This is a genomic window from Nocardioides rotundus (assembly GCF_019931675.1).
Lineage (GTDB): Bacteria > Actinomycetota > Actinomycetes > Propionibacteriales > Nocardioidaceae > Nocardioides > Nocardioides rotundus.
In genome coordinates this window covers 2,781,900-2,801,928 of the sequence record NZ_CP082922.1, presented here as the reverse complement: position 1 = coordinate 2,801,928, position 20,029 = coordinate 2,781,900, and the positions used below count along the sequence as shown (strand labels likewise).

At 72.8% G+C, this 20,029-nt stretch carries 25 protein-coding genes and 2 tRNA genes; 21 read left to right on the top strand and 6 right to left on the bottom strand.

The genetic code is table 11. The annotated features are described in order from the left end of the window. The first annotated feature begins 3 nt into the window (after positions 1-3). The 5 genes from K8W59_RS13765 (at position 4) to K8W59_RS13745 (ending at position 3,863) form a co-directional block, all read left to right on the top strand. Positions 4-1,005 (top strand): CPBP family intramembrane glutamic endopeptidase, encoded by a 1,002-nt coding sequence (locus K8W59_RS13765; RefSeq protein WP_223394793.1) that lies wholly within the window; start codon positions 4-6, stop codon positions 1,003-1,005. Between the two features lie 4 nt (positions 1,006-1,009). Next, positions 1,010-1,081, top strand: a tRNA-Gln gene (locus K8W59_RS13760). An 81-nt stretch (positions 1,082-1,162) separates the two neighbouring features. Then, a tRNA-Glu gene (locus K8W59_RS13755) sits at positions 1,163-1,238 on the top strand. A 244-nt stretch (positions 1,239-1,482) separates the two neighbouring features. Continuing rightward, positions 1,483-3,189 carry an ABC transporter ATP-binding protein gene (locus tag K8W59_RS13750; RefSeq protein ID WP_223394791.1) on the top strand — a complete coding sequence of 569 codons (1,707 nt, stop codon included), beginning with the start codon at positions 1,483-1,485 and terminating at the stop codon, positions 3,187-3,189. Further along, the gene (locus K8W59_RS13745; protein WP_223394789.1) at positions 3,186-3,863 is read left to right on the top strand and encodes a hypothetical protein; all 678 of its coding nucleotides are present in this window, start codon (positions 3,186-3,188) and stop codon (positions 3,861-3,863) included. Before K8W59_RS13750 ends, K8W59_RS13745 begins: the two co-directional genes overlap by 4 nt. Here K8W59_RS13745 and K8W59_RS13740 read toward each other — a convergent pair. Both K8W59_RS13740 and K8W59_RS13735 read right to left on the bottom strand, forming a co-directional pair. Then, positions 3,820-5,160, bottom strand: a complete 1,341-nt coding sequence (locus tag K8W59_RS13740; RefSeq protein ID WP_223394787.1) for an MFS transporter — start codon at positions 5,158-5,160, stop codon at positions 3,820-3,822. The two genes, K8W59_RS13745 and K8W59_RS13740, sit on opposite strands and share 44 nt — an antisense overlap. Next, positions 5,157-5,630 (bottom strand): SRPBCC domain-containing protein, encoded by a 474-nt coding sequence (locus K8W59_RS13735; protein ID WP_223394786.1) that lies wholly within the window; start codon positions 5,628-5,630, stop codon positions 5,157-5,159. Before K8W59_RS13735 ends, K8W59_RS13740 begins: the two co-directional genes overlap by 4 nt. 63 nt (positions 5,631-5,693) lie before the next feature. Between K8W59_RS13735 and K8W59_RS13730 the strand changes: the two genes are divergently transcribed. Together K8W59_RS13730 and K8W59_RS13725 are read left to right on the top strand one after the other, a co-directional pair. Further along, positions 5,694-5,999 (top strand): ArsR/SmtB family transcription factor, encoded by a 306-nt coding sequence (locus K8W59_RS13730; protein WP_223394784.1) that lies wholly within the window; start codon positions 5,694-5,696, stop codon positions 5,997-5,999. A gap of 108 nt (positions 6,000-6,107) precedes the next feature. Next, positions 6,108-7,622 carry a DUF222 domain-containing protein gene (locus K8W59_RS13725; protein WP_223394781.1) on the top strand — a complete coding sequence of 505 codons (1,515 nt, stop codon included), beginning with the start codon at positions 6,108-6,110 and terminating at the stop codon, positions 7,620-7,622. A gap of 133 nt (positions 7,623-7,755) precedes the next feature. Here K8W59_RS13725 and K8W59_RS13720 read toward each other — a convergent pair whose 3' ends face one another. Together K8W59_RS13720 and K8W59_RS13715 are read right to left on the bottom strand one after the other, a co-directional pair. Beyond that, a complete protein-coding gene (locus tag K8W59_RS13720) occupies positions 7,756-8,229 on the bottom strand; it encodes a hypothetical protein (RefSeq protein ID WP_223394779.1) in 474 nt (157 codons plus the stop codon). Further along, positions 8,220-8,795 (bottom strand): RNA polymerase sigma factor, encoded by a 576-nt coding sequence (locus K8W59_RS13715; RefSeq protein ID WP_397195924.1) that lies wholly within the window; start codon positions 8,793-8,795, stop codon positions 8,220-8,222. Before K8W59_RS13715 ends, K8W59_RS13720 begins: the two co-directional genes overlap by 10 nt. A 146-nt stretch (positions 8,796-8,941) precedes the next feature. Here K8W59_RS13715 and K8W59_RS13710 point away from each other — a divergent pair, with 146 nt between their 5' ends. The 9 genes from K8W59_RS13710 (at position 8,942) to K8W59_RS13670 (ending at position 13,786) form a co-directional block, all read left to right on the top strand. Beyond that, complete coding sequence (locus K8W59_RS13710) at positions 8,942-9,457, top strand: Asp23/Gls24 family envelope stress response protein (protein WP_223394776.1); 516 nt, start codon at positions 8,942-8,944, stop codon at positions 9,455-9,457. Continuing rightward, positions 9,447-9,767 (top strand): Asp23/Gls24 family envelope stress response protein, encoded by a 321-nt coding sequence (locus tag K8W59_RS13705; RefSeq protein WP_223394774.1) that lies wholly within the window; start codon positions 9,447-9,449, stop codon positions 9,765-9,767. Before K8W59_RS13710 ends, K8W59_RS13705 begins: the two co-directional genes overlap by 11 nt. Further along, positions 9,764-10,027, top strand: a complete 264-nt coding sequence (locus tag K8W59_RS13700) for a hypothetical protein (RefSeq protein ID WP_223394771.1) — start codon at positions 9,764-9,766, stop codon at positions 10,025-10,027. The genes K8W59_RS13705 and K8W59_RS13700 overlap by 4 nt, the downstream gene beginning before the upstream one ends. 9 nt (positions 10,028-10,036) lie before the next feature. After that, complete coding sequence (locus tag K8W59_RS13695; protein WP_223394769.1) at positions 10,037-10,213, top strand: DUF2273 domain-containing protein; 177 nt, start codon at positions 10,037-10,039, stop codon at positions 10,211-10,213. Continuing rightward, positions 10,206-10,589, top strand: coding sequence for an alkaline shock response membrane anchor protein AmaP (locus tag K8W59_RS13690; protein WP_223394767.1), 384 nt, complete (start codon positions 10,206-10,208; stop codon positions 10,587-10,589). Before K8W59_RS13695 ends, K8W59_RS13690 begins: the two co-directional genes overlap by 8 nt. Continuing rightward, positions 10,586-11,128 carry an Asp23/Gls24 family envelope stress response protein gene (locus tag K8W59_RS13685; RefSeq protein ID WP_223394765.1) on the top strand — a complete coding sequence of 181 codons (543 nt, stop codon included), beginning with the start codon at positions 10,586-10,588 and terminating at the stop codon, positions 11,126-11,128. The genes K8W59_RS13690 and K8W59_RS13685 overlap by 4 nt, the downstream gene beginning before the upstream one ends. Then, entirely contained in the window at positions 11,128-11,724 is a 597-nt protein-coding gene (locus K8W59_RS13680; RefSeq protein WP_223394762.1) for a hypothetical protein, read from the top strand. Before K8W59_RS13685 ends, K8W59_RS13680 begins: the two co-directional genes overlap by 1 nt. 78 nt (positions 11,725-11,802) lie before the next feature. Then, positions 11,803-13,296 (top strand): AlkA N-terminal domain-containing protein, encoded by a 1,494-nt coding sequence (locus K8W59_RS13675; RefSeq protein ID WP_223394760.1) that lies wholly within the window; start codon positions 11,803-11,805, stop codon positions 13,294-13,296. A 1-nt stretch (position 13,297) separates the two neighbouring features. After that, a complete protein-coding gene (locus K8W59_RS13670) occupies positions 13,298-13,786 on the top strand; it encodes a methylated-DNA--[protein]-cysteine S-methyltransferase (RefSeq protein WP_223394758.1) in 489 nt (162 codons plus the stop codon). 169 nt (positions 13,787-13,955) lie between these two features. Here the strand turns inward: K8W59_RS13670 and K8W59_RS13665 are convergent, their stop codons facing one another. Continuing rightward, positions 13,956-14,678 (bottom strand): IclR family transcriptional regulator, encoded by a 723-nt coding sequence (locus tag K8W59_RS13665; protein WP_223394756.1) that lies wholly within the window; start codon positions 14,676-14,678, stop codon positions 13,956-13,958. 56 nt (positions 14,679-14,734) lie between these two features. On the opposite strand from K8W59_RS13665, the gene leuC reads away from it, so the two are divergent. From leuC to K8W59_RS13650, 3 genes are all read left to right on the top strand, one after another. Then, positions 14,735-16,153 carry a 3-isopropylmalate dehydratase large subunit gene (gene leuC / locus K8W59_RS13660; protein ID WP_223394754.1) on the top strand — a complete coding sequence of 473 codons (1,419 nt, stop codon included), beginning with the start codon at positions 14,735-14,737 and terminating at the stop codon, positions 16,151-16,153. 1 nt (position 16,154) lies between these two features. Further along, positions 16,155-16,760 (top strand): 3-isopropylmalate dehydratase small subunit, encoded by a 606-nt coding sequence (gene leuD / locus K8W59_RS13655; RefSeq protein WP_223394752.1) that lies wholly within the window; start codon positions 16,155-16,157, stop codon positions 16,758-16,760. Positions 16,761-16,903: 143 nt separating this feature from the next. Further along, the gene (locus tag K8W59_RS13650; RefSeq protein ID WP_223394750.1) at positions 16,904-17,524 is read left to right on the top strand and encodes an HU family DNA-binding protein; all 621 of its coding nucleotides are present in this window, start codon (positions 16,904-16,906) and stop codon (positions 17,522-17,524) included. Positions 17,525-17,579: 55 nt separating this feature from the next. Here the strand turns inward: K8W59_RS13650 and cofC are convergent, their stop codons facing one another. Further along, positions 17,580-18,191 (bottom strand): 2-phospho-L-lactate guanylyltransferase, encoded by a 612-nt coding sequence (gene cofC, locus K8W59_RS13645; protein WP_223394748.1) that lies wholly within the window; start codon positions 18,189-18,191, stop codon positions 17,580-17,582. A 63-nt stretch (positions 18,192-18,254) separates the two neighbouring features. On the opposite strand from cofC, the gene K8W59_RS13640 reads away from it, so the two are divergent. Then, positions 18,255-19,016: a lysophospholipid acyltransferase family protein gene (locus K8W59_RS13640; protein WP_223394746.1), complete on the top strand. Its 762-nt coding sequence runs from the start codon at positions 18,255-18,257 to the stop codon at positions 19,014-19,016. Beyond that, positions 19,013-20,023, top strand: coding sequence for an NAD(P)H-dependent glycerol-3-phosphate dehydrogenase (locus tag K8W59_RS13635; protein WP_223394744.1), 1,011 nt, complete (start codon positions 19,013-19,015; stop codon positions 20,021-20,023). The genes K8W59_RS13640 and K8W59_RS13635 overlap by 4 nt, the downstream gene beginning before the upstream one ends. Positions 20,024-20,029: the final 6 nt, after the last annotated feature.

Sequence of the window (20,029 nt, the reverse complement as noted above, 5' to 3'; positions counted from 1 at the left end):
GGCGTGACGCAGCGGGGCCCGGAGTACACCACCCTGCTGCGGGCCGCCCCGAGACCGGTCTGGCTCGGGCTGCTCGGCATCCCGCTGCTGCTGGGCGGGGTGTTCGTGGTGGCCCCGGCGCTGATGACCGTGCCGTTCCTGCTCTGGTACGGCGCCTCCGGCGTCCCCGCCCAGGAGACGCTGGCCCGGGTGACCGACCTCGGCGACCCGACCCCGGTGGCGCTGGCCTACCTCAACCTCACCCTGGCCACGGCGATCCCGCTGTCGTGGCTGCTGGTCCGCGTCCTGCACGGGATGCGGCCGCGTTGGCTGTCCTCGGTCCACCCACGGATCCGCTGGCGGTGGTTCGCCGCCTGCCTGGGCCTGTCGGTGGCCGCGCTGGCCGTGTCGATCGTGGTGTCCACGCTGCTGCCCGGCCAGGAGGCGGGCGAGGTGAGCCAGGAGCTCAACCCGTTCACCCGGCAGATGCGGGACTTCCTGCTCGTCGTGCTCTTCCTCACCCCGCTGCAGGCGGCCGCGGAGGAGTACCTGTTCCGCGGCTACCTCACCCAGGCGGTCGGCAGCATGGCCGACACCGCCTGGGGGCGTACCGCCGGCCGCGTGCTCGCGGTCGCCGTACCCGCGCTGCTGTTCGCACTCGCCCACGGCTCGCAGAGCGCCCCGGTGTTCTTCGACCGGTTCGCCTTCGGCGTGCTCTCCGGCGTGCTCGTGCTCATCACCGGCGGCCTCGAGGCGGGCATCGCGATGCACGTGCTCAACAACTTCGTCGCCTTCGGGCTCGCGCTCGCCTTCAGCGACCTGGCCAGTGCGCTCAACCCCGGAGAGGCGACCTGGTGGATGATCCCGTCGACGGTGATCCGGACCCTGCTGTTCCTCGCGCTGGTGTGGTGGGCGGCCCGGCGGATGGGGGTCGCGCGCTCGGCCGATCCGGCCGTTTTGGCCGCCTCCACGGGGCTTGTGTATCGTTCTTCCTCGGCCCCGGAGGACTCCTCCGAAGGGGCCTGACCATTGGGATATGGTGTAATTGGCAGCACGACTGATTCTGGTTCAGTTAGTCTAGGTTCGAGTCCTAGTATCCCAGCGAAAGTCCCGGCCACGCGGCCGGGATTTGGTGCGACAGGAGCCGATTGGCTAGGGTCTCACCCGCGTGAGAACGCGTCTCGCCCCCGTTGTGTAGCGGCCTAGCACGCCGCCCTCTCAAGGCGGTAGCGCCGGTTCGAATCCGGTCGGGGGTACCAGACACGAAGGGCCCCGTCCCGGCAGCGATGCCGGGGCGGGGCCCTTCGGCATGTGCGAGGTCGGTCACCACCGGGCCACCGACCGCCGCGATTAAGTTAGGGTAGCCTTACCTAACGAGAGCGACGGACGGGACGAACCCTCTTGCACCCCACCACGAGCGGGCCAGGCGGCCCGGAACGCCCCCTCAGCGCCCTGTGGCGCCGTCAGCGGCGATACCGACCCCGGTTCGTCGCGGCGGTCACGATGTCGACGGTCAACAAGGTGGCCGACGTGGTGCCCGATCTGCTGATCGGCGCCGCGGTCGACGTGGTCGTGCGGGGCGAGGGGTCCTTCGTGGGGTCGCTGCTCGGGGTGGACTCCCGCTACGCCCAGCTCGCCTGGCTCGCCGTACTCAACGTCGTGGTGTGGATCGTCGAGTCGCTCACCGAGTACGCCGCCGCGGTCCTGTGGCGCGGGCTGGCCCAGGGGGTCGAGCACGACCTGCGGGTCGAGGCCTACGACCACGCGCAGCACCTGGACATGGGCTGGCACGAGCGGCGCGGGTCCGGCTCGACCCTGGCCACGCTCAACGACGACGTGAACCAGCTCGAGCGGTTCCTCGACATCGGCGCCCCGGCGATCCTGCAGACGGCGCTGAACGTGCTGCTGGTCGGCGCGGTCTTCGCGGCGGCGTCCTGGCAGCTGCTGCTCTTCGCCTTCCTCCCGATCCCGGTGATCGTCGTCGGGTCACTGATCTTCCAGCGCCGGCTGGAGCCGCTCTACGGCCGGGTGCGCGACACCGTCGCCGACCTCTCCGAGGCGCTCTCGGCCAACCTGGCCGGCATCGCCACGATCAAGGCCTTCACCGCTGAGGACCGGGAGCGCGACCGGATCGCGTCCGCCTCGGCGGCGTACCGCTCCGCCAACGTGGCCGCCATCCGCTCCTCCGCCGCCTTCGTGCCGCTGGTGCGGGTGGCGATCCTGGCCGGCTTCACCGGCACCCTGCTGCTCGGCGGGTGGGCGACCCTGCGCGGCGACCTGCAGGTCGGCCTCTACTCCGTCCTGGTGTTCATGACCCAGCGCCTGCTGTGGCCGCTCACCCGGGTCGCCGAGGTGCTCGACCTCTACCAGCGCGGCCGGGCCTCGACCGCCCGGATCCTCGGGCTGCTCACGGTGCCGATCACCGTGCCGGCCGGGGACCGGTCGCTCGCGCGCCCCGTGTGCGGCCGGGTCGAGCTGAGGGGCGTGCGCGCGGGGTACGCCGACGGCCCGGACGTCCTGCACGGCGTCGACATGGAGATCCCCGCAGGCGAGACGCACGCGATCGTCGGCGCCACCGGGGCCGGGAAGTCCTCGGTGCTGCGGCTGATCCTGCGCTTCGACGACCCCCGGACCGGGCGGGTGCTGCTGGACGGCTCCGACGTCCGCGAGCTCGACTGGGACTCGCTGCGCGGCTCGATGGGCTACGTCGCCCAGGACGTCTTCATGTTCGCCGGCAGCATCGCCGACAACATCGCCTACGGGCGCCCCGACGCCACCCGCGAGGAGGTCCGCGAGGCGGCCCGCGCCGCCGCGGCTCTGGACTTCATCGAGGCGCTGCCGGGCGGCTTCGAGACCTGGGTGGGGGAGCGGGGCGTCACCCTCTCCGGCGGCCAGCGCCAGCGGCTCGCCCTCGCGCGGGCATTGCGCGACCCCGCCGTACTCGTCCTCGACGAGGCCACCAGCGCGGTCGACAACGAGACCGAGGCCGCGATCCAGGAGTCGCTGCGGCACGCCGCGGCCAGGCGTACGGCGATCGTCGTCGCCCACCGGCTCTCCACCGTCCGGCACGCGCACCGGATCTGGGTGTTCGACGGCGGACGGGTGGTCGAGGCAGGAACGCACGACGAGCTGATCGCCGAGGACGGGGCGTACGCCGCCCTCTGGCGGGTCCAGACCGGGCAGTCCCACGACACGGAGGTCGTTCGATGACACCTATCACCGAGCCCACCTGGGCCGAGCAGGCCAGGACCGCCCTGGCGATGGCCAGTGTCGCCACGTTGGCGACCCAGCCGTGCCACGTCCGTCAGGGGCTGGTCGCGGTCGTGGCCGTGGAGGACCGGCCCGACGGGCGGCCGGTGGTGCGGCTGGGCGCCGCCTCGCCGGTGGTCCGCGAGCTCGGGAGCTGCCGCGTCGTCACCCTCTCGGTGCCCGCTCCCGCGCCGTTCTGGCGGGTCGAGCTCGCCGGTCCGCTGACCGCCTGCGGCCCCGCGGACGGGGGCAAGCGGGCCTACCGCCTCTCTCCGCTGGCCTGCCGGCTGGTCGGCCCGCACAGCGTCTCGCTCGCGCTGCGCCAGTTCCACGAAGCCCGGCCCGACCCGCTGCGCGAGCTCGCCCCCGGGTTGCTCCGGCACCTGGCCGAGGCGCACGACCAGGACCTGTTGGCCTGCATCCGGGCCAACGACTACGCCCGCGCCCGGGCGGTCGTCCCGCAGGCGATCGACCGCTACGGCGTCGAGGTGGTCGTGCTCTGCGACGACGGCGTCGAGCGGGTCCGGCTCGCCTTCCCCGGCGGCCCGATCGACACCCTCGACCAGGCGCCGCGGGGTCTGGCGATCCCGCTCACCTGCCGGTGTCGCGGACACCGGCCGCAGAGCGAGAGCTGACCGCGGCCGCCAGGGCCAGCGCCAGCCCGAAGCCGACGTACACCGTCGCGTAGCCCAGGTCCGCCCGCACCCCGCCCCCGATCATCGCCGACACCGCAGCCCCGCCCGCCGCCGCGCCGACCAGGCCGCCGAAGCTCTCGGTCGTGATCACCGCCGCCGCCAGCTGCTCGGCGTCGGCCGAGCCGTCCGGGGTGGTCGCTCGCAGATAGAGCGTCGGGTAGGCGACCCCGACCCCGGCGCCGACCACGATCCAGGTCGCGAGTGCCCAGGGGAAGGGCGCCCCCGTCACCAGGAGTACGGCGGTGCCCAGGACTCCGCACGCGGTGACCAGCAGGCCGGCGGCCGGTCCCGGGGCGCGCCCGAGATCCTGCAGCCGGGGCATCGCCAGCGTCGCCAGTGCCCACGCGACGGGGGCTCCGCCCAGCGCCCAGCCCGCCTCGGTGAGGGACGTCCCGAGCACCCGGGTGAGGGCGAGCGTGACGAGGCTGGTCGCGCCGAAGTAGCCGAGCCCGAACAGGGTGAGGCCGGCCAGCGCGCTCGGCGCTCCTCGACGGAGGGCGAGCGTTCCCCGCGGCATGAGCGCGGCGAATCCGGCGGTCGCCGCGATCAGTCCCGTGATCCCCACGAGCCAGAGGTCGGTCTCCGTCGCCAGCACGAACGCCGCGACGCCGGCCGGGATGAGCAGGGTCGGCCCGACCGGGCGGTGCCCGCCGTCGGTCGCACGTGCGGCTCGCACTTCGGCGGGCAGTGCCGACACGATCAGGACCCGGCCGAGAATGGTGAGCGGGATCGGCGCGAGCAGGGCCCACCGCCAGCCGACCACGTGCTCGAGCCCGGCGGCGGCGCTCGGCCCCACCAGGCCGGGCACGATCCACATCGCGGTGGACGCGGCGATCACGCGGAGCCGGACCCGCTCCTCCAGGTGGCGGATGGCCGCGGAGACGCCCACCACGGCCAGAAGCCCCGCGGCGACCCCGGCGATGAAGCGCCCGCCGGCGAACCACCAGGGTCCGGCGGCGGTGGTGGCGACGACGCTGCCGACCACGGTCGATGCCAGTCCGAGGACCAGCATCGGCCGGGTGCCCCACCGGGCCAGCATCGGGGCGGCACACGCGGTCGCGGTGAAGAGGCCGATCGTCGAGCCGCTGACCAGCAGCGCCAGCCGGGTGGTCCCGTGCAGGTCCTGCGCGGCCGCCGGCAGCAGGGTGGAGAAGACCAGGGTGGACACGGCCGCCGCGAACTCCAGCAGCACCACGCCGATGCCGAGGGCCGCGGGGTGTCGTGCCGGCCCGCTCACTCCCGGTCCGGGTCCTCGATCGGCCTCTCGGCGTAGACGGCCACCAGCTCGTGGAATCCGGGGGTCTCGCGTCCGGGGGCGAGCCGGTCGAGGATCGTGTGCCACCCCGCGGCGAGACTGCGCGGCCTCCCTCCGGGCGCGACGGAGTGGGTCACCGTCAGGCGGCACCGGCCCTCCGCGGTCGCCGCGAGGTCGAAGCGTACGTCGCCCGCCGGCGCGTCCGGGCTCGACCAGGTCAGCGCGAGCCGGTGCGGGGGCTCCCAGGTCGTCACCACCCCGGTCATCTGGTGGTCCTCGTCGAACAGGTCGACGGCACCGCCGACGCGGGGCTCGATCTCGCCGTCGAACAACCAGGTCGCCCGGGCGGCGCGGTCGGTGAGCATCTCCCATACCCGGTCGACGGGAGCGGCGAGATCGCGCACGAAGGTGAGGCGATGTCCCGAGGACGTGGCCTCGATCCTGCCGTACAACGCTCGCCCCTTCCGGTGGCCGGTCGTTGACAGGCAACCATACGGTTGCCTTAACCTGCAAGGGTGAGTGCGGAGGTCTACCGAGCGGTCGCCGACCCGCATCGGCGTCAGCTGCTCGACGCGCTGCGCGATCACGGGGAGCAGAGCCTCTCCACGCTCTGCGACATGATGCCGATCAGCCGCCAGGGGGTCACCAAGCATCTGCGGGTGTTGGAGTCCGCGGGACTGGTCCGGGTGCGCCGGCATGGTCGGGAGCGACTGCATCGGCTCGACTCCCGGCCGCTGCGGGAGCTCGCCGACTGGACGGCGACGTACTCGCTCTTCTGGAACGCCCGCCTCGACGCGCTGGAGTCGCGGCTCGAGGAGTAGCCCCCCGGCCTGTTCCGGTCGAGCAGCCCTCGTTGGTCGAGCTTGTCGAGACCACCGGCTCGGTCGGCTCGGAACGAGACTGTCGGTGCTCGGTGGTTGACTCGCTTCATGGAATTGATCACCGGGTTGGAGGAGCTGGCCGATGGCCGGCTGCTGGACCATGCCGGTGAGGTGGCGCGGGCGCGGCGCGAGCTGGAGGTCCAGGAGCTGCGGGTGGCGCTGTCGTTCGTGGTGCGCAACAACCCGGATCGTCTGGACCCGGGGATCTCGCGGTTGCCGGGGCGGGAGCGGGCTCGGCGGTACGGCGGGGTGGGGACCGATGAGGTGACGGAGTTCTGCTGCGCGGAGCTGGGTGCCCGGATGGGCATCACCTCGTTCGCGGCGGCGGCGTTGATGGCCGATGCGGTGGACCTGGTGGTCCGGCTGCCGCAGCTGTGGGCGCGGGTGGAGGCCTTCGAGGTGCGGGTCTCCTATGCCCGGTTCGTGGCGCGCAAGACCCGGGACCTGAGCATCGAGCAGGCGGCGTACGTCGACTCCCGGGTGGCCGAGTCCGCCGACGGGCGGGTGCCGTGGACCCGGTTCGAGGAGCTGGTCGCGGCCGCGATCGTCGCCTCGGACCCGGCTGCTGCGGCGGCTGCGGAGGAGAAGGCGCAGCGCGCCTCCTACGCGCGGGTGACGCGTTCGGATGAGCATGGGATGCGGGGGCTGTTCGTGCGGGCGCCGTTCCCGGTGATCGCGCGGGTGGACGCCATGCTGGCGCTGGTCGCGGACGCGTTGGCCGCCCAAGGGATGCCGGGCACGCTCGATGAGCGGCGGGCCTGGGCGTTGCTGGTGTTGTGCGACCCGCGGCAGGCGATCGGGCTGCTGGCCGCCTACCGCCGACCGGCCCAGGCCGCGGCGACGGGGCAGTCCGAGCGACCGGCCCCAGACCCCGACGTGGACCGGGATCGCGAGGAGCCCGAGCCCGAGTCCGAGGGGTCGGAGCCGGAGGTGCAGCTGGATCTCTCGCTGCCGGCGGAGGCGTTCGGGGTGGACTGGGCGGCGTTGTTGCCGAAGGTGGAGCTCTTCGTGCACTGCTACGCCGGTCCGGAGCCGACCGGGATCGCCCGGGTGGAGGGTCAGGGCCCGGTGACGCAGGCGTGGGTCCGGGCCCTGTTGGGGGAGCGGGTGCGGTTCACGGTGCGGCCGGTGCTCGATCTTGAGGGTCAGGCGCCGGTGGACGCCTATGAGATCCCGGACCGACATAGACAGGCCGTGCATCTGATGACGCCGGCCGACATCTTCCCGTGGGGCTCCAACCGGAGCCGCAGCATGCAGATCGATCACACCATCCCCCACCCGCGGGGACGGGGTCCCGGTGGGCTCGAGGCTGCCGGCGAGCCAGCGAGCGTGGACGGCGGGTCGGTGGGGTGGTCCGGCATCGGGAATTACGGCCCGATGACCGGGTTCCACCACCGGGTCAAGACCCACGGCGGCTGGCAGGTCGTCCAGCCCTTCCCCGGGATCTACCTGTGGCGCGACCCCCACGGCGCGACGTACCTCGTCGACCACACCGGCACCCGCCGGATCGACACCGCCCGGACCCGCCACCACCTGGCCCAGGACTACGACCTCGGCGCCTGAGCGATGCGCATGGCAGGCTGCGGGCATGGCGCCCACCTGGCTGTCGGTGAAGGTCGAGCTGCTCACCGACCGATGGCTGTGGATCGACCCGGAAGGCTCGGACGAGGGGTTCCGGGTGGGTTGAGGCCGGGCCTCAGGTCGAGCGCGGGTCGCCCTGCACCACGTCGACGATCCGCACCTCGACCTGGGCCGGGCCGAAGTCCGGCACCGGGCCGAGCAGCGACCGCACGGCATCGACCGCCCGGGCTCGGGCGTCCGCGGCGGCGGCGAGCAGCTCGATGCCGTAGGCGCACACCAGGTCCAGATCCACCCCGATCAGTCGCTGGTCGTCGACGTGCAGCGAGACGTCGGCGAGGACGTACGACGGATCCTGCAGCGCCCGGCGCACCCCGGCGACGACCACGCGCGAGGACACCCGCACCTGCGATCCGGCCTCGTCGTGCGCGGGGGACCCGGAGGCGGAGTAGGACAGCAGCGGCTGCCCGGGCGAGGCGAGCGTGCGCACCTTGCCCATGATGCTCTCCGAGAGCTGGGTCCAGCCGTGGGGCGAGCTCTCCCGCGCCGCCTGGGTCGCCCGCTCCAACGGGTCGGTGATCTCTATCGCCATCTCGCCATCCTCTCCGCCAACGTCCGGCGCCCGCGATGCAGATGCCCGCGCACGCTACCCGGAGTCGTCGACAGCGTGGCCGCGATCTCCTCATAGGTCATGCCCTCGACCTCACGCAGGAGCCAGGCCGCGCGTTGGTTCCACGGTAGTTCGTCCAGCGCCTGTTGCAATGCCTCCAGCAGCTCGCCGTCCACCACGTCCTGCAGCGGGTTGTCCTGCGCCGGCGGCACCTGGGTCGCCAACATCTCGTCGTCGATCGGGACCGGGCGCCGGGTCCGCACCAGGTCGACGGAGCGGCGGTGCACCAGGCTGAACAGCCAGGTGGGCAGCGCCGACTCGCCGCGGAAGCGCCCCAGTCCGCGCCACGCGGAGATGAACGCCTCCTGCGTCACCTCCGAGGCGTCGTGCTCGCTACCGCCGACCAGGCGGAGTGCGTAGCGATACATCCCCGGGCCGTGCCGGTCGATGATCACCCGGAACGCCTGCTCATCACCCAGCCGCGCGGCACGGGCGAGGGCCCCGTCGCTGCGCTCGGGTGACGGATCGGCGGTGGTCACGTCCGACATCATGCCTCTTCACCCGAAAGGGTCTGTTCCACACCGTGCGTGTGTGATGTGGTCCAGATCACATCGATTCCGCGTGACGAATCCCTGTCTCGGCCCGACCAACCCATGACACCCCGACACAGTCGTCGAAGAGAAAGAGGATGTCGATGAGCGAGAACCAGTCCACCAGCAGCAAGCCCACCTCGAGCAGCTCGAGCACCTCGGGCTCCACCAGCTCTTCGAGCCAGGTCAGCACCCGCGGGACGGGCGCTCTGGCCTCCGAGCAGGGCAAGACCTCCATCGCCGACACCGTCGTCTCCAAGATCGCCGGCATCGCGGCCCGCGAGATCAGCGGCGTCTACGACCTCGGTGGCGGCACCGCCCGCGCCGTCGGCGCGCTCCGTGAGCGCATCCCGGGCTCCCGCACGAACCTGAGCCAGGGCGTCGCGGTCGAGGTCGGAGAGACCCAGGCGGCCGTCGACCTGGACATCGTCGCCGACTACGGCGTCGCCATCGCCGACCTCGCCACCGCCATCCGGCGCAACGTGGTCGACCAGGTCGAGCGCATGACCGGCCTGGAGGTCACCGAGGTCAACATCACCGTGCACGACGTGCACCTGGAGGGTGAGGACGACAACAACGGTGACCAGGACAAGGAGCAGAACACCAGCCGTGTCCAGTGACGCCGTGACCGCCACGCCCGAGGGGTCGACCGACGCCGACAAGGTGGCGGCGGCCGTGACGGCAGTGCCCGGTGTGCATGACATGCACTCGGGGCGGCTCGGCGAGGTCGCGACCTATCTCCCGGGACGACGCGTCCCGGGGGTGCGGCTCACGCCGGAGTCGACCGACGTCCACGTCGTCCTCGACTGGGGTGCACCCGTCGAGGGCACGGCCGCGGCCGTGCGGCAGGCGGTCAGGTCGCTCGACCTGTCCCTGCCGGCCGCGGTGGACGTCGTCATCGAGGACGTCGCTGATCCCTCGGCGTCATGACGCTGGCGGACGACGCGGCCCAGCGCCGGGCACGAGCCCGGCGTGAGGTCGCCCGTCGTCTGCACCCAGATCTCGGGGGAGACCCCGACGAGTTCATCCGGGCGATGCGGGACATCGACGGCCCGCCGGCACCCCCACCCCCCCACCCGCCGGTGACCGTGTTCCGCACGGGAGTACGTCGGTGGCGCAATCCGCGCCGCCGACGTACTTCCCTCCCCGGCTGGGTGCCGGGCGTCCGCCGTTACACGCAACTGGACTAAGGAGACACCATGACCACCTCCACACTCGGCCTTCTGTGCGGGCTGCTCCTGACGATCGCGATCGTCGCCGGCGGCTTCACCGGTCTGCTGCTCGCCGTCGTGCTCGGCGCCGGCGGCTACCTGATCGGTGGGCAGATCGACGGCGAGCTGGACGTGCGCGCCCTCGCGCGAGGACGTCGTGGCTGAGCCGGCCACGGCAGAGTCGACGACCCGCACGCCCGACGCCCCCGCCGAGCGCGGGACCCTGGACGTCCGCAACCGCGCTCTCCAGCACCTGGTGGAGCGCGTCGCGCTCGACGTCCCGGGAGTCGTCCGTCGCAGCGCCGCCCTCGGCGGACTCGGCTCGGGGAGCCCGAATGCCGACGTACGCGCCCAGGGCGACACCGCACGGGTCGTGCTCAGCGTCGACGCCGCCTGGCCCGTCAACGTGACCGAGCTGGGTGAGCGCGTCCGTGACCGCGTCCTCACCGAGGGCACCCGTCTCTCGGGGGTCCGCATCACCAGCGTCGACGTCACCGTGCACGCGGTCACCGAGACTGACGAACGGAGGAGAGTGCAATGAGCCGTCACGCCGATCGACCGGTGTCCACACCGCCGAAGTCGGTGCCGCTCGCCGCGGTGCTCGGGATCCTCGTGGCGCTGCTGCTGATCGCCCTGGGGGTGGTCGGCCTGCGAGAGGTGGCCGTCGACCAGGGATGGACGAGCGGGCAGTCGTGGTTCGCCAGCCTGGCGCAGAGTCTCGACGGACTGCAGGCGAGCACCGCCGTCACCGTCCCGGCCGTGATCGCCGGCTTGGTGGGGCTGTTCCTCCTCTACGCCGCGCTCGCGCCGGCCGGCCGCACCCACACCGCCGCCCGCGGCGACGCGGACGTCTGGTTCACCCCGGACGCCGTGGCCAACCTGGCCCGGTCCGCGGCCGACCGTGCCCCGGGCGTGGTGGCCGCGGACGTGACCCGCAGCAGCCGCAAGCGGGTCGGGCTCGGCATCCTCACCCAGCGCGGTTCGGGCGACGCACTCGCCTCCGCACGAGAGGCGGCCGACGCCGCCGTGGCTCCGCTGGCCGGCGTGAAGGTGTCGGTGCAGCAGGACAAGGAGATCTGATGAGGGGCAAGACCAACGCAGTCGACAGACTGCTGCTCATCGTCCTCGGCCTGGTCCTCGTGGCCGTCGCCGTGCTGGCCGTGCTGTGGCAGGTCGGCATGAGCTGGCTGCCGGACACCCTGAGCACCACGCAGGTGCAGGACGTCCTCACCCAGTCGTGGTGGCCCTGGGCGCTCGGTGCCGCCTCGGTGCTGCTGATCCTCCTCGGGCTGTGGCTGCTGCTCGGCCACGTGCCGAAGCGCGGTCCGGGCACCGTCCGGCTGAGCCCGAGCGGGCCCGGCGGACGGGTGGAGGCCGACCTTCGCTCCGTGGCCTCCGCGGTCGCGGGCGACTTCGAGAGCCGTGCCCCGGTGCACGGGGTCGACGCCACCACCGAGCGGCTCAGCGGGGTCGCGCTGGTCGAGGTGCGGGGCCGGCTGGACCGGGACGCCGACGTCGAGTCGGTCATGGCGGCCGCCGAGAACGCTCAGCGCAACGTCCGGGCCGCCTTCCCCGACGACGCCGTGCAGTGCCGGATCCTGCTACGCGGGCCGGGACGCGAGCGTCGCCGCGGGGGAGCGATCCGCGTGCAGACCGAGAGCAGCAACGTCTCCTGACAACCCACTGGCGGGGATCGGACGGCCGTGTCCGATTCCCGCCAGTGTCGTCTCCCGCCGTGCGGCAGGATGGGGGACATGACCACGACCCGGCACCTGGACGCGGAGAGCTGCTACCGCGCCGTGAAGAGCCGGGACCGCCGCTTCGACGGGGTCTTCTACACCGCCGTCCACACCACCGGCATCTACTGCCGGCCCTCGTGCCCCGCGCGGACTCCCGCGCTGCGCAACGTCAGCTTCCACCCCACCGCCGCGGCCGCCCAGGCCGCAGGCTTCCGCGCCTGCAAGCGCTGTCTGCCCGATGCCACCCCGGGCTCGCCCGAGTGGGACGTCGCGGCCGACGTGGCCGGCCGGGCCATGCATCTCATCTCCGACGGCCTGGTCGACCGGGACGGCGTCGAGGGCCTCGCGGCGGCGGTCGGCTACACACCGCGGCATCTGACCCGGGTGCTCACCGCCGAGCTCGGCGCCGGTCCGCTCGCCCTCGCCCGGGCCCGCCGCGCGCAGACCGCGCGGGTGCTGATCGAGACCTCCGAGCTCGCCTTCGCCGACGTGGCCTTCGCCTCCGGGTTCGCCAGTGTCCGCCAGTTCAACGACACCGTGCGCGAGGTCTACGCCGCGTCGCCGAGCCAGCTGCGCGGCCGTCCCGGCTGTCGGGGGAGGGGCGCCGTGACGCCCGGCGAGCTCGAGCTCCGGATCGCCGTACGCACCCCCTTCGACGGCCGGGCCCTCCTGCGGTTCCTCGCCGTGCATGCCGTCCCCGGTGTCGAGGCCGTCGAGGGCAACCGCTACCTGCGCACGATGAGCCTGCCCCACGGCACGGGCGTCCTCGACGTCACGCTCACCGACCTGCCCGCGCCCGGAGCCGGCACCCTCCCGGTGCGGCTACACCTGGCGGACCTGCGCGACACGGGCACCGCCGTCACGCGGGTACGGCGGCTCCTGGATGCCGACAGCGACCCGACCGCGGTGACCGGGGCCTTCACCGGCGACCCGGTCCTCGGGCCCCTGCGGCGCCGCCGTCCCGGCCTGCGCGTGCCGCGAGGCGTCGACCCCGACGAGACCGCCGTCCGCACCGTCGTCGGCCAGCAGGTCAGCGTCGCCGGCGCCCGGACGGTCACCGCACGCCTGGTGCGGGAGTACGGCGACCCCGTGGAGACCGGGCACCCGGCGCTCACCCACCTCTTCCCGTCGGCGGGCAGCCTGGCGTCCGTCGACCCGGCGGAGCTGCCGATGCCGCGCTCCCGCGGGCGCGCCCTGGTCGGCCTCGCCGCCGCGCTGGCCGACGGCCGGGTCGACCTCGCGGGCGGCGCGGACCGCGACGAGGCCCGCGCCGCGCTCCTCGGCCTGGCGGGGATCGGGCCCTGGACCGCCGACGTCATCGCGCTGCGCGCGCTCGGGCACCCCGACGTCTTCCTGCCCACCGACCTCGCCGTGCGCTCCGTGCTCGCCGGCATGGGGCTGTCCGGCAGACCGGAGGAGGTCGCCGAGGCCTGGCGGCCCTGGCGCTCCTACGCGCTGGTGCACCTGTGGACCACCCTGACCATGCTCGACCCGGACAAGGAGCAGTGACATGTGGACCGTGATGGACACGCCGGTGGGCGAGCTGCGGCTCGTCGAGCATCGCGGCGAGCTGACCCGCATCGACTTCGCCCCCTACCAGCCGCCCCGTGACGGCCTCCCGCTGGGCGAGCGCGTCGACGACGACCCGCTGTTGGCGGAGGCCCGCGACCAGCTGGCGGCGTACTTCGCCCGCGAGCGCCGCGACTTCGACCTCCCGCTCGCCCCGCGGGGCACCGACTTCCAGCAGCGGGTGTGGCAGGAGCTGCGCGGCATCGGCTGGGGCGAGACGACGTCGTACGGCGCACTCGCGCTCCGGCTGGGCATGACCGGCGCCGCGTCGCGCGCGGTGGGCCTGGCCAACGGGCGGAACCCGCTCGCGATCGTGATCCCGTGTCACCGGGTGATCGGGGCGAACGGCAAGCTGGTGGGCTACGCCGGGGGCCTGGAGCGCAAGCAGACCCTGCTCGCCCTGGAGTCAGAGGCGCTCTTCGCGCTCTGAACGGCCGGGCGTGACAACGGTCCGGCCGGAAGCGAGACCCCCGTACTCGCTCCCGGCCGGACCGGTTGTCCCCGACTCTGCCGGTGCCCAGGGGGAGCCCGCATGGGTCGGGATACTCATCTTGTCAACGATCTGCGGTGACCCAGGTCACGTCCGACCGCTGAGCCCCTCACTCCGCGGCGGCCCGGCGCAGGCTCTCCGAGAGCCGGTCAGCGGCGGCGAGGACGGCGGGGGCGTGCATCCGGCCGGGCTGGCGGGACAGCCGCTCGAGCGGGCCGGAGACCGACACGGCGGCGATCACCTTGCCGCTGGGGGATCGGACGGGCGCGGACACCGAGGCGACGCCGGCCTCGCGCTCGCCGATCGACTGGGCCCAGCCGCGACGGCGGATCCCGGAGAGGGCGGTGGCCGAGAACGCCGCGCTCTGCAGGCCGCGGTGCATCCGCTCCGGGTCCTCCCAGGCCAGCAGCACCTGGGCGGCGGACCCGGCGCTCATGGTGAGCTGCGAGCCGACGGGGATGGTGTCGCGCAGGCCCGACGGGCGCTCGGCGGCGGCCACGCACACGCGGTGGTCGCCCTGACGGCGCCACAGCTGCGCGGACTCTCCGGTGATGTCGCGCAGCCGAGCGAGCACCGGGCCCGCGGCGGCCAGCAGGCGGTCCTCCCCGGCCGCGGCGGCCAGCTCGGTGAGGCGGGGGCCGAGCACGAAGCGGCCCTGCATGTCCCGGGCCACCAGGCGGTGGTGCTCAAGCGCCACGGCCAGTCGGTGCGCGGTCGGACGGGCCAGGCCGGTGCCGGCGACCAGGCCGGCGAGCGTCGCCGGGCCGGCCTCGAGGGCGGCGAGGACGAGTGCGGCTTTGTCCAGAACGCCGACTCCGCTAGTGTTGTCCATATTCCAATATTGCCGTCTCAGATCATGGGATGCAACTCGAGCGAGAGGAACGAGTCATGGGCAGGACCCTGGCGGAGAAGGTCTGGGACGAGCATGTCGTCCGGTCGGCCGAGGGCGAGCCCGACCTCCTCTATATCGACCTCCACCTGGTCCACGAGGTGACCAGCCCGCAGGCCTTCGACGGGCTGCGGCTCGCCGGCCGGACGGTGCGGCACCCCGAGCTCACCCTGGCCACCGAGGACCACAACGTCCCCACGCTGGACTGGGACAAGCCGATCGCCGACCCGGTCAGCCGGACCCAGGTCGAGACACTGCGCAAGAACGCCGAGGAGTTCGGCGTCCCGATCCACCCGCTCGGCGACGTCGAGCAGGGCATCGTGCACGTGGTCGGCCCGCAGCTGGGGCTGACCCAACCGGGGATGACCATCGTCTGCGGCGACTCCCACACCTCCACCCACGGCGCCTTCGGCGCCATCGCCTTCGGCATCGGCACCTCCGAGGTCGAGCACGTGCTCGCCACCCAGACGCTGCCGCAGGCGCGACCCAAGACGATGGCGGTGACCGTCAACGGCTCGCTGCCCGAGGGCGTCACGGCCAAGGACCTGGTGCTCACCCTGATCACGCACACCGGCACCGGCGGGGGCCAGGGCTACATCGTGGAGTACCGCGGCCAGGCCATCGAGGAGCTCTCCATGGAGGGCCGGATGACCGTGTGCAACATGTCCATCGAGTGGGGGGCCAAGGCGGGCATGATCGCGCCCGACCAGACCACCTTCGACTACATCCAGGGCCGGCCCTCGGCGCCGCAGGGCGCCGACTGGGACGCCGCGGTCGAGCACTGGAAGAGTCTGCGCACCGACGACGACGCCGAGTTCGACGACGAGATCGTGCTGGACGCCTCCACCATGACCCCGTTCGTGACCTGGGGGACCAACCCCGGGCAGGGTGCCCCGCTGGGCGCGAGCATCCCGCGGCCGGAGGACTTCGAGGAGGCCGGCGACCAGCTCGCCGCGCAGAAGGCCCTGGACTACATGGGCCTCGAAGGCGGTACGCCGCTGCGCGAGGTCAAGGTCGACACCGTGTTCGTCGGCTCCTGCACCAACGGCCGGATCGAGGACCTGCGACTGGCCGCCTCCATCCTCGAGGGCCGCACGGTCGACCCCGACACCCGGCTGCTCGTGGTCCCCGGCTCCGTCCGGGTGCGCCTGCAGGCCGAGGAGGAGGGCCTGGACCGGATCTTCATCGCCGCCGGCGCCGAGTGGCGCGGCGCCGGCTGCTCGATGTGCCTGGGGATGAACCCCGACCAGCTCGCCCCGCAGGAGCGCAGCGCCTCGACCTCGAACCGCAACTTCGAGGGCCGGCAGGGCAAGGGCGGTCGCACCCACCTCGTGTCGGTCCCGGTGGCCGCCGCCACCGCCGTACGCGGAACGCTCTCCGCACCCGCCGACCTCGAGCCCGTCCTGCAGGAGGCCTGACATGGAGCCCTTCACCCAGCACACCGGCGTCGGCGTCCCGCTGCGCGCGAGCAACGTCGACACCGACCAGATCATCCCGGCGGTCTACCTCAAGCGGGTGACCCGCACCGGCTTCGAGGACGGGCTGTTCGCCGCCTGGCGCGGCGACGACTCCTTCGTCCTCAACCAGGAGCCCTACCGCAACGGCAGCGTGCTCGTGGCCGGGCCCGACTTCGGCACCGGGTCGTCTCGGGAGCACGCGGTGTGGGCGCTGCAGAACTACGGCTTCAAGGTCGTGCTCTCCTCGCGCTTCGCCGACATCTTCCGCGGCAACGCCGGCAAGGCGGGGCTGCTCGCCGCCCAGGTCGACCAGAAGGTGGTCGAGCGACTGTGGGCGTTCCTGGAGGAGAACCCCGGGGGCGAGGTGAGCGTCGACCTGGAGAGCCGGACCCTCCGCGCCGGCGACGGACCGGACGCGATCGAGGACTCCTTCGACATCGACGACTACACCCGATACCGACTGCTCGAGGGCCTCGACGACATCGGGATCACCCTCGGTCACGAGGACGCGATCCTCGACTACGAGCACCGGCGTCATCCCTGGAAGCCCACCACCGCGAACGCCTGAGGCGCGAAAACGCCCGGATCGCCCCGAAAACACGGGGGATCTGGGCGTTTCGCCATTGTGGCGGACGCCACGAGTGCCTAGCGTGCCTGGGGACGACGGGCACCGTGTCCGACTGTCGCCGTTCATGGGAAAGGGAAGAACCAGTGAACAAGAGCCAACTCATCGACACTCTGGCGGCGCGCTTCGAGGGGAACCGGAAGCAGGCAGCACACGCGCTGGAGTCGGTGCTCGACACCATCACGCGCGAGGTCGCCAAGGGCGAGAAGGTCGCGATCACGGGCTTCGGCTCGTTCGAGAAGCGCGTCCGCAGTGCCCGCACCGTGCGCAACCCCGCCACCGGCGAGAGTCTGCGGACGAAGAAGAAGGCGGTGCCGAAGTTCACCGCCGGCGCGGACCTGAAGAACGTCATCTCCGGCGCGAAGAAGCTGCCCAAGCTCCCTGCAGCCACGGCGAAGAAGGCCACGTCGTCGACGTCCACCGCGAAGAAGTCGCCGGCCAAGTCGACCGCGGCGAAGAAGACCACCACGGCGAAGAAGTCGCCGGCGAAGTCCACCGCGGCCAAGAAGACCACCACGGCGAAGAAGGCGAGCACCGCGAAGAAGTCGCCGGCGAAGAAGGCGAGCACCGCCAAGGCGTCGCCGGCCAAGAAGGCGAGCACGGCGAAGAAGACCACCGCGAAGAAGGCTCCCGCCAAGAGCACGGCGGCGAAGAAGACCAGCACCGCGAAGAAGTCCACGGCGAAGAAGACCGCGAAGAAGAGCTGACCGCACCCACCTCCGCGAGGCCCCGTGACCGGCGACGGTCGCGGGCCCTCGTGCGTCAGGACCCCATCACCGCTGCGGTGTGGGGACCGAGGCCCAGGGCCGCCGCGCGCTCGAGAGCGGCCGCGTCGTCGACGTCGGCCCTCAGTCGTGCGAGCTCCAGGCCGACGGGCGTCGCGCCGGCATCCCGGTGGGCCTGGGCGGAGCCCGGGCCGAAGCGGGGAGCGAAGCGTGCCGTCGGCGCGACGTACGTCGTGGTGCCCGACCCGGCGGCGTCGGGGACGAACGCCTCGGCCTCGACGGGTATCTCCGCCAGGAGCCGCGACAGGTCGGAGCCCCGCAACGACGGGAGGTCCGCGCACAGGGCGATGACCGGGTGGTCGGATGCGACCTCGGCTGCGGCCGCGGTGAGCGTCGCGTTCAGGTCTCCGGGTACGGCGTCCGGCCGGGCCTCGGCGCCGGCCGCTCGGGCGGCCTCGGCGACGCTCTCGTCGGTGGTCAGCACCACCACCCGCCCGATGCCCTCGACCGACAGCGCGGCCTCCAGGGTGTCCTGGGCGAAGGCCCGGGCCAGCGCCTCGCGGTCCTCGGGCGCCCTGCCGGTCAGCCGCGACTTGCCCCGCGCCGGCGACTTCACCGGGAGCAGGAGCACGGGGGAGAGTGTCGCCACCCGGTCGATCCTGCCGCCAGGCAGTAGCCTGAGGCGAATCCGGTAGGAGAGAGGGTCGAAGAAGTGACGGTGCGCAAGCTCTCCCAGCCGCGCGGCTGGGCCTTCGGGCTGGGGGTGGCGATCCTCAAGCCGCCCCTCCTCGGGATCGCGTCGCGGACCTGGATCGACGGGGAGAAGATCCCCGCGACCGGTGGCTGCGTGATCGCGCTCAACCACATCTCCCACCTCGACCCCCTGCTGGTCGCGCACTTCCTCTACGACCACGGCCGGCTCCCGCGCTACCTCGCGAAGTCCGGCCTGTTCACCAACAAGGCGCTCGGCGGCTTCCTCACCAGCGCCGGCCAGATCCCGGTCGAGCGGCTCAGCCGCAACGCGGTCGGGGCGTACGACGCCGCGGTGCAGGCCGTCAACGACGGGGAGTGCGTGGTCGTCTACCCCGAGGGCACCATCACCCGCGACCCCGACCTGTGGCCGATGCGCGGCAAGACCGGTGCGGCCCGGATCGCCCTGGAGACCTCGGCGCCGGTGATCCCCATCGGGCACTGGGGAGCGCAGTCGATCCTGCCGCCGTACGCCCACAAGCCCGACCTGTGGCCGCGCAAGCACATCACCATGAAGGCCGGAGACCCGGTGCCGCTGGACGACCTGCGCGCCGAGGAGCGGTCGCAGCGCAACATCCACGCCGCTACCGACCGGATCATGGAGGCCATCACCACGCTGGTCTCCGACGTCCGGGGGGAGCCGGCACCGGCCGAGCGGTTCGACCCGCGCAAGGCCGGCGTGGAGGAGACCGGGAACCCGAACAGGAAGCGAGATCGCGAGTGAGCCACGGCAAGGTGACGGTCTTCGGGGCCGGGTCCTGGGGAACCGCCTTCTCCGTCGTGCTCGCCGATGCGGGCAACGACGTGACCATCTGGGGGCGCCGCCAGGAGGTGTGCGACGTGATCAACGCCGAGCACCGCAACCCCGACTACCTGCCCGAGGACGTGCTGCTGCCCGACCGGGTGCGCGCGACCCACGACGTGGAGGAGGCCGTGGACGGCTCGGACCTGGTGGTCTTCGCCGTACCGTCGCAGAGCTTCCGGGAGAACCTCACCGAGTGGGCGCCGCTGCTCCCGGCCACCGCGCCGATGGTCTCGCTGATGAAGGGCGTGGAGCTCGGCTCGCTGAAGCGGATGAGCGAGGTGATCGCCGAGGTGACCGGAGCCGGACCCGAGCGGATCGCCGTGGTGACGGGGCCGAACCTGTCCAAGGAGATCGCCCGTCGCGACCCGGCCGCCTCGGTCGTCGCCTGCGCCGACGAGTCGGTCGCCCAGCAGATCCAGGACCGGGTGCACTCACGGGCGTTCCGCCCCTACACCTCCGTCGACGTGCTCGGGTGCGAGATGGGCGGTGCCTACAAGAACGTCGTCGCGCTCGCCGTCGGGATGGCGGTCGGTCTCGGGTTCGGCGACAACACCACCGCGTCGGTCATCACGCGCGGCCTGGCGGAGACGGCGCGGCTCTCGACCGGCCTGGGGGCCAACCCGTTGACACTCATGGGCCTGGCCGGCCTCGGCGACCTTGTCGCCACCTGCTCCTCGCCGCTCTCGCGCAACCGGACCTTCGGCGAGAAGCTCGGCCGCGGCATGACCACCGAGGAGATCGTCGCCTCCACGCGCCAGGTGGCCGAGGGCGCGAAGTCCTGCTCGTCCCTGCGGGCGCTCGCCGAGCGCACCGGCGTCGACGCCCCGGTGGTCGAGCACGTGGACAAGGTGGTCCAGGGCGAGATGACCGCCTCGGACATGGTGCACGCCTTCATCGAGCGCGACACCAAGGCCGAGACGGACTGAGGACCC